At 67.0% G+C, this 11,753-nt stretch carries 13 protein-coding genes and 1 pseudogene; 10 read left to right on the forward strand and 4 right to left on the reverse strand.

Features of this window, described 5'->3' with window-relative positions:
* The 3 genes from DTW89_RS16945 to DTW89_RS16955 all read left to right on the forward strand — a co-directional run.
* Window positions 1-908: phosphoribosylaminoimidazolesuccinocarboxamide synthase (locus DTW89_RS16945; protein WP_114656778.1), on the forward strand; the 908-nt coding region annotated here is incomplete at its 5' end.
* A gap of 129 nt (window positions 909-1,037) precedes the next feature.
* Complete coding sequence (locus DTW89_RS16950; protein ID WP_114656779.1) at window positions 1,038-1,619, forward strand: DJ-1/PfpI family protein; 582 nt, start codon at window positions 1,038-1,040, stop codon at window positions 1,617-1,619.
* A 107-nt stretch (window positions 1,620-1,726) separates the two neighbouring features.
* A complete protein-coding gene (locus DTW89_RS16955; RefSeq protein WP_114656786.1) occupies window positions 1,727-2,104 on the forward strand; it encodes a ribbon-helix-helix domain-containing protein in 378 nt (125 codons plus the stop codon).
* 41 nt (window positions 2,105-2,145) lie between these two features.
* Here DTW89_RS16955 and trxA read toward each other — a convergent pair whose 3' ends face one another.
* Complete coding sequence (gene trxA, locus DTW89_RS16960; RefSeq protein ID WP_114656787.1) at window positions 2,146-3,054, reverse strand: thioredoxin; 909 nt, start codon at window positions 3,052-3,054, stop codon at window positions 2,146-2,148.
* Window positions 3,055-3,209: 155 nt separating this feature from the next.
* Between trxA and purE the strand changes: the two genes are divergently transcribed.
* The 4 genes from purE (at window position 3,210) to DTW89_RS16980 (ending at window position 7,005) form a co-directional block, all read left to right on the forward strand.
* On the forward strand, window positions 3,210-3,704 hold the full coding sequence (purE, locus tag DTW89_RS16965) for a 5-(carboxyamino)imidazole ribonucleotide mutase (protein WP_114656780.1): 495 nt from the start codon (window positions 3,210-3,212) through the stop codon (window positions 3,702-3,704).
* A complete protein-coding gene (locus tag DTW89_RS16970; RefSeq protein ID WP_236637186.1) occupies window positions 3,701-4,954 on the forward strand; it encodes a 5-(carboxyamino)imidazole ribonucleotide synthase in 1,254 nt (417 codons plus the stop codon). The genes purE and DTW89_RS16970 overlap by 4 nt, the downstream gene beginning before the upstream one ends.
* 2 nt (window positions 4,955-4,956) lie before the next feature.
* Window positions 4,957-5,973 (forward strand): L-threonylcarbamoyladenylate synthase, encoded by a 1,017-nt coding sequence (locus tag DTW89_RS16975; protein ID WP_114656781.1) that lies wholly within the window; start codon window positions 4,957-4,959, stop codon window positions 5,971-5,973.
* A 78-nt stretch (window positions 5,974-6,051) separates the two neighbouring features.
* The gene (locus DTW89_RS16980; RefSeq protein ID WP_114656782.1) at window positions 6,052-7,005 is read left to right on the forward strand and encodes an SGNH/GDSL hydrolase family protein; all 954 of its coding nucleotides are present in this window, start codon (window positions 6,052-6,054) and stop codon (window positions 7,003-7,005) included.
* A gap of 71 nt (window positions 7,006-7,076) precedes the next feature.
* On the opposite strand, the gene DTW89_RS16985 is transcribed toward DTW89_RS16980, so the two are convergent.
* The 3 genes from DTW89_RS16985 to dacB all read right to left on the reverse strand — a co-directional run bounded on the left by DTW89_RS16985 (window position 7,077) and on the right by dacB (window position 10,241).
* A complete protein-coding gene (locus tag DTW89_RS16985; protein ID WP_114656783.1) occupies window positions 7,077-8,384 on the reverse strand; it encodes a lipase family protein in 1,308 nt (435 codons plus the stop codon).
* A gap of 124 nt (window positions 8,385-8,508) precedes the next feature.
* Window positions 8,509-8,778, reverse strand: coding sequence for a SemiSWEET transporter (locus DTW89_RS16990; RefSeq protein WP_111868369.1), 270 nt, complete (start codon window positions 8,776-8,778; stop codon window positions 8,509-8,511).
* 20 nt (window positions 8,779-8,798) lie between these two features.
* The gene (gene dacB / locus DTW89_RS16995; protein ID WP_114656784.1) at window positions 8,799-10,241 is read right to left on the reverse strand and encodes a D-alanyl-D-alanine carboxypeptidase/D-alanyl-D-alanine endopeptidase; all 1,443 of its coding nucleotides are present in this window, start codon (window positions 10,239-10,241) and stop codon (window positions 8,799-8,801) included.
* Window positions 10,242-10,344: 103 nt separating this feature from the next.
* Here dacB and tsaB point away from each other — a divergent pair, with 103 nt between their 5' ends.
* The 3 genes and pseudogenes from tsaB to DTW89_RS20075 form a co-directional block, all read left to right on the forward strand.
* On the forward strand, window positions 10,345-11,079 hold the full coding sequence (gene tsaB, locus DTW89_RS17000; RefSeq protein ID WP_114656785.1) for a tRNA (adenosine(37)-N6)-threonylcarbamoyltransferase complex dimerization subunit type 1 TsaB: 735 nt from the start codon (window positions 10,345-10,347) through the stop codon (window positions 11,077-11,079).
* Between the two features lie 16 nt (window positions 11,080-11,095).
* Complete coding sequence (rimI, locus tag DTW89_RS17005; RefSeq protein ID WP_024813312.1) at window positions 11,096-11,575, forward strand: ribosomal protein S18-alanine N-acetyltransferase; 480 nt, start codon at window positions 11,096-11,098, stop codon at window positions 11,573-11,575.
* Between the two features lie 42 nt (window positions 11,576-11,617).
* A pseudogene (locus DTW89_RS20075) lies at window positions 11,618-11,753 on the forward strand (uracil-DNA glycosylase family protein); the annotation flags it as partial.

Genomic DNA, 11,753 nt, shown 5'->3' on the forward strand with positions numbered 1-11,753 from the left:
GCCCCCAAGCCCTGCACACTTCTGCCCTCACCTCCCTGCCCCTGCTGGCCCGCGGCAAGGTGCGCGACAACTACGCCGTGGGAGATGACCGCATCCTGATGGTGGCCAGCGACCGCCTGTCGGCGTTTGACGTGATCATGGGCGAGCCCATCCCCGGCAAGGGCGAGCTGCTTACGCAGATGGCACTGTTCTGGTTCGACAAGCTCGGCCACATCTGCCCCAACCACCTGACGGGCGAAGCGCCCGAAAGCGTGGTGAGCCCGGCCGAAGTGCCACAGGTGCGCGGCCGCTCGATGCTGGTTCAGCGCCTGCAGCCCATCCCGGTCGAAGCCGTGGTGCGTGGCTACCTGGCCGGCAGCGGCTGGAAAGAATACCAGGCGTCGCAATCGGTGTGTGGCGTGCCGCTGCCCGCCGGCCTGACCAACGCCGCCAGGCTGCCCGAACCCATCTACACCCCTGCGGCGAAGGCGGCAGCGGGTGAGCACGACGAAAACATCACCTTCGAGCGCACGGTCGAGATGATCGGCCTGGAGCTGGCCACCAAAATCCGCGATCTGAGCATCGCCATCTACAAGGCCGCCGCAGAGATCGCGCTCACCAAAGGCATGATCATTGCCGACACCAAGTTCGAATTCGGCTTGGCCCCGGATGGGACACTGGTGCTGATGGACGAAGTGCTCACGCCCGACAGCTCGCGCTACTGGCCGGTGGAGGGCTATGCCGAAGCCCTTGCCAAGGGCGAGAACCCGCCCAGCTACGACAAGCAGTTCGTGCGCGACTGGCTGGAGCAGGCCCAGGTCAACGGCAAGCCCTGGGACAAGACGCCGCCTTCGCCCCGCCTGCCGCAGGCCGTGATCGAAAAGACCGCGGCCAAATACCGCGAGGCGCTGGAGCGGCTGACCGGCTGAGGTCCCGCGGCCACGCCCTTGCAGCGCACGCACCGGCCCGCTCCATCGATGTAGTAACGGGATAACACCCGCTGCGGCGCGTGCGCCGCAAGAATGGTGTTTCCCAGTACAACAACCCAGGAGACAACCATGGCCGGCAAGAAAATTCTGATGATCTGTGGCGACTACTGTGAGGACTACGAAACCATGGTGCCGTTCCAGGCGCTGCTGGCCGTAGGCCACACGGTGCATGCCGTGTGCCCCGACAAGAAGGCGGGTGAGCACATCAAAACCGCGATCCACGACTTTGAAGGCGCCCAGACCTACAGCGAGAAGCCGGGCCACAACTTCACCCTGAACGCCACCTTTGCCGACGTGGTGGCCAGCCAGTACGATGCCCTCGTCCTGCCCGGCGGCCGCGGCCCGGAATACCTTCGCACCTACCCCGCCGTGGTTGCCGCCGTGCGGCATTTCTTTGAGGCGGGCAAACCTGTGGCGGCCATCTGCCATGCCGCCCAGCTGCTGGCAGGCGCTGGCGTGCTGAAAGGGCGCACCTGCTCGGCCTACCCGGCGTGCCGCGCCGAGGTGGAACTGGCGGGCGGCACCTATGCCGACATTGCCGTGGACAAGGCCCATACCGACGGCAACCTGGTTTCGGCGCCCGCCTGGCCAGCGCACCCCGACTGGATCGCCCAGTTTCTTGTGGTGCTGGGCACGCGCATCAGCCATTGAGGCCAGCCACCTGGCCACCCCTGCGGCAACGTGGTTTGCACGCTTGACGCGCCCTCGGGCCCGGCCGGAAGATGCGCGTGGCCTTTGCTACTGCAGGAGACCTCACCATGTGCCAAGTTTTCATCAGCGCCGACCCCGCGCTTTATGCCTGCCGCGCCCGCTCGGTGCGGCTGCATGGCGTGGCCACCAGCATCCGGCTGGAAAACCTGTTCTGGCAGGTGCTGGAGGAAATTGCCGCGCGCGACGGCATGAGCGTGCCGCAGCTTTGCGCCCGGCTGCATGACGAGCTGCAGGCCGAGCGCGGCAGCGTGGACAACTTTGCGTCGTTTCTGCGTGTGTGCTGCGGGCGCTACCTGGCGCTGCAGCTGTCGGGCGGCATACCGCAGGACCGTTCGATCCCGATCCGCAGCCTCAACCCCGGCCGCGTGCTGGCCACGGAGCATGCGCGGTCAGCCACGCACCCCTGTCCGCGCCAGGCGGCCTGATCCCGGCCATCTCGGCTCCTGGGATTCTTGGTGGCTTCTCTTCAGCTCAGCACCACACTCGACAGCCGTCGGCGGTAGGTGGCCACCACGGGGTCTTCAGGGGGAATCTGGCCTTCCGCCACCTTTACCTTGGGCGGCTCGATGATTTCCAAGATGGCCACATAGGTCTTGCGGGCAGTCTCGTCGTTCCAGGCCTTGTCACGCATGAGGATTTCGAGCAGCTCGTCCATGGCGTCGGTCCAACGCTGCTGCGCCATGAGCCAGCAAGCGCGGGCAAAGCGGGTGTCAAAGTCGCGCTTGTTGGCGGTGATTTTTTCATCAAATTCGGCTCCAGCGCTTTCCCCATAAGCGCTTACAGCTACATAATCAATAGCATCCATCCAGCACTTGAGGGCCCCGAGCTTGCGCGAGGTGGCGGCCTTGGCAATCACGGGGGCAAAGGCCACCTTGGCGTCGTCGTCGCGGCCCAGTTGCAGCAGCAGCTTGACGTAATCAAACCGTGCGTCGTCGTTGGCAGGGTCGGTGGCCACAGCGTGCTGCAGCTTTTCCAGGGCGGTGTCGGTGTCGCCTTCGGCCAGCGCATCCAGCGCCTCTTCTTCCTCGGCCTCTGCCACCACCTCTTCTGCGGATGGCACATGCTTGTCGAGAAATTCGCGCACCTGGCCCTCGGGCAGCGCGCCCATGAAGCCATCTACCGGCTGGCCGTTCATCAGCAGCACGCAGGTGGGGATGCTGCGGATGCCGAACATGCCCGCCAGTTGCTGCTCCTGATCGGAGTCGATCTTGACCAGCTTGAAGCGGCCCGCGTAGTCGGTTTCGAGCTTTTCGAGGATCGGGCCCAGCGACTTGCAGGGGCCGCACCAGGGCGCCCAGAAGTCCACCAGCACGGGCACATTCATCGAGGCGGCAACCACCTCGGCTTCAAAGTTCTCTACGGTGACGTCAATCATGATGGTGTGGGCCATGGGCCTGTGAAGCGATTTCGCGCTATTTTGGCCCAACGAAACAGCCCCACGCCAGCAAGGGAAGCGCAAAAAGTAAAATCACGGGTTCCACCTACAGCGGTGCAGCAGGCGCAGCCTGCCCCACCCAGCACCCCAACACCATGAAACCCATCCAGATCGGCGTGGTCATGGGTTCCAGCAGCGACTGGGACACCATGCAGCATGCAGTGCAGATTCTTGAACAGTTCGGCATCGGACATGAGGCCCGCGTGGTCTCGGCCCACCGCATGCCCGACGACATGTTTGCGTATGCCGAGGCCGCCGCAGGCCGGGGCCTCAAGGCCATCATCGCCGGGGCCGGGGGCGCTGCCCATCTGCCGGGCATGATCGCGGCCAAGACCCCCGTGCCCGTGCTGGGCGTGCCGGTGGCCAGCCGCCACCTGCAGGGCGTGGATTCACTGCATTCCATCGTGCAGATGCCCAAGGGCATACCTGTGGCCACATTCGCCATTGGCACGGCGGGCGCGGCCAATGCCGCCCTGTTTGCCGTGGCCCTGCTCGCCAACGAGAGCCCCGAGCTGCGCCAGCGCCTCGAAGCCTTCCGCGCCGAGCAGACCGAAGTCGCCCGCAACATGACCTTGCCGCCCACCGCATGAACGACTCTGACAAGCCATTGAGCGCCGCACGGCCGCCCGAAGGCGCGAAGGCCCCCCTGGGGGGCAGCGCCGCACACGCAGTGGCAAGCGTGGGGGCACCATTGCTGCCCGGCTCGACCCTGGGCGTGCTCGGCGGCGGCCAGCTGGGCCGCATGTTTGTGCACCAGGCGCAGGCCATGGGCTACTTCACCGCCGTGCTTGACGCCGACCCGACCAGCCCCGCCGGGCTGGTGAGCCACCACCACATCCAGACGGGTTATGAAGACGCTGCCGGGCTGGCCGAGCTCGCCCGCCTGTCGGATGCGGTGACCACCGAATTCGAGAACGTGCCTGCGGCCGCCCTGGCCACCCTGGCCGCGCTGCGCCCCGTGTCGCCCGCTGCCAGCGCAGTGGCTGTGGCGCAGGACCGTGCGCAGGAGAAAGCCCACTTCGTCGCCTGCGGCGTGCCCTGTGCGCCCTATGCCGCGATCGAGACGGCAGCGCAACTGGCCGCCGTGGCGCCCGATCTGCTGCCGGGGATTCTGAAAACCGCCCGCATGGGCTATGACGGCAAAGGCCAGGTGCGCGTCAAAACCGCCGCCGAACTGGCCGCTGCCTGGGCGTCGGTCGGCTCCGTGCCTTGCGTGCTCGAAAAAATGCTGCCGCTGGCGCTGGAATGCTCCGTGATCGTGGCGCGCGGTGCCGACGGCGCCACCGTGCACCTGCCCGTACAGCGCAACCTGCACCGCGACGGCATTCTGGCCGTGACCGAGGTTTATGAGCAAAATATGCCTCAAGCGCTTATCCAGCAAGCGGTAGCAGCTGCAATTTCGATAGCAAACGGCTTGCGGTATGTGGGCGTGCTGTGTGTGGAGTTCTTTGTGCTGCAAGACGGCAGCCTGGTGGTGAACGAAATCGCCCCGCGCCCGCACAACAGCGGCCACTACAGCCAGAACGCCTGCGACGTGTCGCAGTTTGAGCTGCAGGTGCGCACCATGGCGGGCCTGCCGCTGGTGCAGCCGCGCCAGCACAGCGCTGCCGTCATGCTCAACCTGCTGGGCGACTTGTGGTTTGCGCAGGGCGATGCCGAGCAGACACCCCCGTGGGCTGCCGTGCTGGCCCTGCCCGGCGCGCACCTGCACCTGTATGGCAAGCGCGAAGCCAAACGGGGCCGCAAGATGGGGCACCTCAACATCACCGCAGCCACCCCCGAAACGGCACGCGCAACGGCACTGAAGGCGGCGGCCCTGCTAGGCATCGCGCCATTCTGACCATGATTCTTGACGGCACCCTGCCCGAATCCATCGCTGCCGCAGCGCGGGCCGTGCGCGGCGGCGCGCTGCTGGGCCTGCCCACCGAAACCGTTTATGGCCTGGCCGCCGACGCCAGCAGCGACGCCGCCGTGGCGCAGATCTTTGCCGCCAAGGGCCGCCCCAGCGACCATCCGCTCATCGTGCATGTAGCCGATGCCACGGGCATCGGGCACTTCGCTCGTGAAGTGCCCGGCTTTGCGCAAAAGCTGGTCGATGCCTTCTGGCCCGGCCCGCTCACCCTCATCCTGCCGCGCCGGCCCGGTGTGGCCACGGCCGCCACCGGCGGCCAGGACAGCGTGGGCCTGCGCTGCCCTGCCCACCCCGTGGCCCATGCGGTGCTGCAGGCCTGCTCCGCAACTGGTGATGGCCCCAAACTCGGCGGGCCGCCGGTGTGGGGGCTGGCCGCGCCCAGCGCCAACCGCTTTGGCCGTGTGAGCCCCACCACGGCACAGCATGTGCAGGACGAACTGGGCGCCGATCTGCTGGTGCTCGATGGCGGGCCCTGCGATGTTGGCATTGAATCCACCATCGTGGACTGCACGCGCGGCGTGCCGGTGCTGCTGCGCCCGGGGGCCATCTCGCGGGAACAGATTGCCGCGGTTTGCGGCATGCAACCGCTATCGAAAGAAGAGCTTCCCGCGCTGACCCCGCGCGCGTCGGGCACGCTGGAGGCCCATTACGCCCCCGCTGCCAAGGTGCGCCTGATGGACGCCAAGGCGCTGCAAACCGCGCTGGACCTGCTGGGCGCCGACGCTGCCCACATCGCCGTCTATGCCCGAAGCGCACTGCGCACCCGCTCGTCAAAGCTGGTTGTGCGGCGCATGCCCGATGACGCCAGCGCCACCGCCCAGCAACTTTTTGCGGTGCTGCGCGGCTTTGATGACCAGGCCGTGAAACTGATCTGGATCGAGACCCCCCCCGCCACCCCCGACTGGGAAGGCGTGCGCGACCGGCTGCAGCGCGCGGCCGCGGCCTGAGCCGGCTTGCCTGCCTGTTTGCTTTACATGCGCTGGCTGTGCGTCGTTAAACTAACCCCCACTTTTCTGGAGAAATACATGGCAACAAATTGGATGCGCCGCACCGTGATGGTCGCCGCATGTGCGTCGGCAGCGTTGCTCGCGGCCTGTGGTTCCAGCACCACGGATTCGGAACTCACGCCCGACCGCTTCATTGCCTTTGGCGATGCCTTCACCGATGTGGGGCAAAAAGGATCGCGCTACACCGTCAACGATGGCTCCGTCAGCAACTGGACGCAGCAGCTCGCCTCGCGCTACGGCAAGACGATCACGCCCGTGGCATCGGGTGGCCTGAGCTACGCAGCGGGCAACGCACGCATCACCGCCAAGCCCGACGTGGCTGGCGATGCGACCACCCTCACTGTCACCGAACAGATTGACCGCTTTCTGGCCGGCGGCGCCTTTGGCGCCAACGACGTGGTGTTCATCAACGCCGGTGCCAGTGACCTGATCGCAGGCATGGCTGCCGTGCGCGCCGGCACCACCACCCCCGCCGACATGGTGGCGTCAGCACGCAAGGCAGGCCAGGAACTGGCCACGCAGGTGCGCCGCCTCGTCAACGCCGGGGCCAAGCATGTGGTGGTGACCGGCACCTACGACCTGGGCAAAACGCCATGGGCCACGGCCATCAGCCAGACCAGCCTGCTCAACGATGCCAGCAGCCGATTCAACGAGGGGCTGAAGGTGAACATCGTCGATCTGGGCGCGAATGTGCTGTATATCGATGCGGCCTACTACGTCAATCTGTACACCAGCTCGCCCGGCTCGTACAGTTTTGACAACGCCACCACACCGGTATGCACCTCGGTGGATGCCGGCAACGGCATTGGCATCGGCACCGGCCAGGTCAACTCGGCCTTGTGCACCACCGCCACCTTGCTCCCCAGTGCCAACCAGAACAAGTATGTGTTTGCCGACGCGGTCTACCTGACGCCATCGGCCCACCGCCAGCTGGGCGACTACGCGTACGACCGCCTGCGGGCCCGCTGGTAAGCCGCAGCCACACCGCACACAAAAAAGCCGACCCTGAGGTCGGCTTTTTTCATGCCCAAAGCGCAAGCCGCTTATTTGACGGCATCAAACACTGCGCGCGCCTGGGCGTGACAGAACGGCGGCTCGTAGGTGCCGTGGTAATTGCCGTAATACGTGGCAAAGGCCGCCGATGCGGGGTCGGTGGGCGCTTTGCCGCCTGGTCCATACGTGGCCTGAACCAGGGCATCGACATCCACCGAGGCCACATTGCTCAGTCCCCGGCTGTCAAAGTCGGCCTTCATGGCCCGCTGGTGGATGGCAGGCGGCACGGTGGGATCACCCGCGCCTCCGCACAGGAGCACCCGGGCCTTGGGGTTCCAGCCCAGCAGGTCGTTCTTTTGGGCCGCCACGAACAACGGGTTGGAGCCACCCGCCTGGGCTGCAGCCAGGAATTCGGGCTGGAACACGAGGTCCCGGGCCTGGTTGGGCGTGACACCGGGGCCGCCGGGCAGCTTGCCGGTGGTGACCAGCGTGGTGTAGTTCAGCGTGGGGTTGGGCAGCAGGCTCTCGATGTAGTCGGAATATGGCGTCTTGAAAGCCGTCTTCACACCCGTGTACACCGTGCCGTACACCTTTTGCCATGAGGTCACCAGGTAAGGCACGAAGAACTGCACCCCGGCAATCGCGTCGGGCACGCGCAACGAGCCCGACAAGTTGTAAGGCCCTGCCAGATGGGCACCGGCCACCACGTTGAATTCGGTGCCGTAGTCCCGCTCGGCTGCGCGCTGCGCCGCCATGGACGCGTGCCCGCCTTGCGAATAGCCGGTGAACATCACTTTGCCCGACAGGTTGGCACCCACACTGGACGCGGCCGTCCGCGCGGCGCGAACCGAGTCCAGCACCGTCGTGGCCTCGGAGTCAGCGTGCAGATAGGGGTGGTAGCCGTAGGTGGACTTGGCAAAACCAAGGTAATCCGTGGCCACCACCGCATAGCCCTGGGCGGCATACATGGCCGCCAGCAGAAAGGTTTCGCTGTCTTGCGGGTTGGCCAGCGTGCGGGTCTTTTGCACATCGGTGCCCTTCGCATAGGCCACCAGGGCCGCAGCGCCCGTGCAGCTGCCCGCGGGCACCAGCATGACGCCCGATGAATTGGTTTGTTCACCGGCCCGTGCGCCCACCGTGGAGTAGTTCAACCCCACCACCTTGACATCGCATTTGGCCTTGCCGCTGATGGCCTGCAGGCCGCTGCCTGCGGTCGCGGCATCGATCTGCGCGGCAGTCAGCGTGGCCAACGTGGCGGGCGCATCCACCAGATCCCCACGCTGGGGGCCGTCCGAGCCCCCGCAGGCAACAAGCAACACCGCAGCGGTGGCAACACAAGTGAGGCGGAAATACGTCATGAAGAAATCCCTTGGAGTAAGAACAGCGACGCATCGTGCGCGCACCTGCACTGCAGCATCCATAGGGAATTACGCCGACCGCACCCTTGCAAAGACGCCTGGGCGACACCCTGGGGGGGGAGCTTCAGGCCCGGCGGCGCGCGCCGTAGCGCAGCTTCATGCCAAGGATGGCACCCGCCAGCGCCAGTGTGATGGCATTGGCCACCACGATGGGCCAGGCAGCCAGCGCCACCCCGTAAGCCAGCCACAACGCCACGCCCAGCGTGAAGGTGCTGTACATGCCCAGCGAGATACCGCTGACATCGCGGGTGCGGAACGTGTGCAGCGCCTGCGGCAAAAAGCTGCAGGTGGTCAGGGCCGCAGCCAGGTAGCCGATGAGGTCGTGGAGGGGCATGGTGGTGTGGGCATCCGGGGCTATTGATCGCGCGCAGTCCAGTCCACCAGCGCATCAAGCACTGGTCGCGCGCCGCCCGCCTGGGGGTGGTTGACGATGGCCACCAGCACATAGCGGCGGCCGCTGGCGGCATGCACATAGCCCGCAACGGCCATCACGTCGCGCAGGCTGCCGGTTTTGAGGTGGGCAGTGCCTGCACGGCTCTGGCTGCGGCGCAGCGTGCCGTCCACGCCGGCAATCGGCAAGGACGACACCAGTTCGGGCATCACCGGCGACTGCCAGGCCAGCTGCAACATGCGCGCCAAGGCCTGGGCGCTGATGCGTGCGTCGCGGCTCAGGCCCGCGCCGTTTTCGGGCGCTGGCGGTTCGGCATCGCCCAGCCGGGCCTGCCACCACTGGCGCAATGCAGCGCGCGCACCGTCGAACGTGGCCACGCCATTTTGGCGCAGTGCCAGTGTGAGAAAGAGTTGCTGCGCCATCACGTTGTTGCTGTATTTGTTCACGTCGCGCACCACCTCGGCCAGAGCGGGCGATGTGGCCACAAACACGGGCTTGAGCCCCGCAGGCACCTTGCCATCACGCACGCTGCCCGTGAGCTTGCCGCCCAACTCGCGCCACATGCCCTCTACGGCGCGTGCGGCAAAGCTCTTGGCATCAGGGTACGCCGCCGCCCACACGCGCTCGCCACAACTGGCCGGATAGACACCCTGAAATGCGACGCGCGCCGGATCGGACAGCTCGGCCCGCAGGGCGGCGCGCCAGTCACCGCACGCGGTGCCGGGCGTCGCCAGCGGCACCGTGGCCTGGCGCTGCACGCCGGCAAGCGGCGGGTCGTACTGGATGCGCGCCAGCCCGGCGGCCGCATCGGGCACCAAAGTCATGGCCACCGCGTTGTAGTTCATCAGCAAAGCGTCGGGCGCCGCGTTGTAGGGGCGCAGCGGTTCGCCATCGAAGCGGGCTGCGTCGTGCTCGGGCACGTCAAAGGCGGTGCGGTCCAGCACGATATCGCCCACGATGACCTGGATACCCTGGCCCTGCAGGCGGCGCAGCAGCAGCCACAGGCGCTCCATGACCAGCTTGGGGTCACCCTGCCCCTGGATATGGACGTTGCCCTTGAGGCTGCCGCCCTGCACCACGCCGTCCACATACACCGGTGTGCTCCAGGTGTGGGCGGGGCCCAGCAGGTCGAGCGCTGCATAGGTGGTCACAAGCTTCATGACCGAGGCGGGGTTCATGGCCACCTGCGCGCGGTGCGCCAGCCTGGGCGCCTGGCGGCCGCCCTGCGCGTCCACCACCAGCACCGACAGGGCGTCACGGGGCAAGCGGGCTCGCGCCAGCGCGGCCTCCACCTCGGGGGGCAGTGGCACCAGCACTTGCGCCTGGACTGCACCGCCAACGATGAGAAGGCACCCAAAACACCAGCGCACAACGGCTGCGCGGCAGCCCACAGGAACAAACATCATCGGCCAAGTCTATCGCCGGGGCACTCTCGCCTGGTGGCAAGCCTGGCGCCCGCAGCAGCGTGCCCCTGATAATTGCCCTCCGAACCCAGACCCTCCCGGCCCCATGAACCTGCTTGCCTTTGACACCAGCACCGACACCGTCTCCATTGCCGTACAGGCGGGAGACGCCGTGTGGCAACACACCGGGCCGGGTGGCTCGCAGGCCTCGGCCACGCTGATTCCGGCCATTCGCAGCCTGCTGGCGCAGGCCGGGATGTCGTTTTCCACACTGGATGCCATTGTTTTTGGCCGCGGCCCGGGGTCATTTACCGGCTTGCGCACGGCCTGCGCGGTGGCCCAGGGATTGGCCTTTGGAGCGCGCGGAGGCGCGGGCGTGCCGGTGCTACCGGTAGACACCCTGCTCGCGGTGGCCGAAGAAGCCCGTCACCAGCATGGCTGCACCCAGGTGGTGGCGGTGCTGGATGCACGCATGGACGAGGTGTACGTGGCGCACTGCGAATGGCTGCCGGCCCAGGGCGGCACTGCCGGCCATTGGCGCACCGACGGGGATTTCGGCCTGTGCGCCCCTGAGGCCGTGCAGGTGCCCGCAGGCTGGACACTGGCCGGCAACGCCCAGGCCGCCTATGCAGAACGCCTGGCCCCCAGCGCCCTGCACGCCAGCGCGCTGCCCACCGCCACGGCCCTGTTGCGCCTGGCACCGGCCTTGCTCGCCGCAGGCGGCGCCGTGCCTGCCAGCGAAGCGCTGCCCCGCTACATCCGCGATAAAGTGGCGCAAACCACCGCCGAGCGGGCCGCCCTGCGTGCAGCCCAGGCCGCATCCGCTGCACAAGCCACATAAGCCACCCACTTGCACCATGAACGCCGTCGTCTCGCCCCTCGCCAGCGCCCCCGAGGCACGCTTTGAGCCGCTCACGCTGGCGCGGCTGGACGACGTGCTGGACGTCGAATTCACCGCCTATTCCCATCCCTGGACGCGGGGCAATTTCACCGACGCCATGGCCTCGGGTTACCAGACCCAGTTGCTGGTGGCGGGCGACCACTTGTTGGGCTACTTCGTGGCCATGATGGGTGTGGACGAGGTGCATTTGCTCAATATCACCGTAGCCCCGGCCTACCAGAAGCAGGGCTGGGCCCGCGTGCTGCTGGACGCCCTGGCGCTGTGGGCGCGTGGGCGGGGCGCCCAGTGGCTCTGGCTTGAAGTGCGCGTGAGCAACGAGCGCGCCCTGCATGTCTACCAGGCCCATGGCTTTCGTCGCGTGGGAGAACGCAAGCGCTACTACCCGGCCCCCGCAGGCCAGCGCGAAGACGCCGTCGTCATGAGCCTGCCCCTGTGAACCCACCGACCGCCCTGTGCCTGCCGTTATGAACCTGTCTTTATGAGCCTTCACCTCGATGCGCGCCAGCGCGCCATGCTGCAAGAGATGGGCGTCACCATCTGGGCGCCCGCCCAAGTGTCTGCGGCCCCAGCGCCCGTGAACGATGCCGCCCGCAGCCAGGGGACAGCGGCCGAGC

Source organism: Acidovorax sp. BoFeN1 (genome assembly GCF_003345135.1).
In the GTDB taxonomy this organism is placed as follows: Bacteria; Pseudomonadota; Gammaproteobacteria; order Burkholderiales; family Burkholderiaceae_C; genus Acidovorax; species Acidovorax defluvii.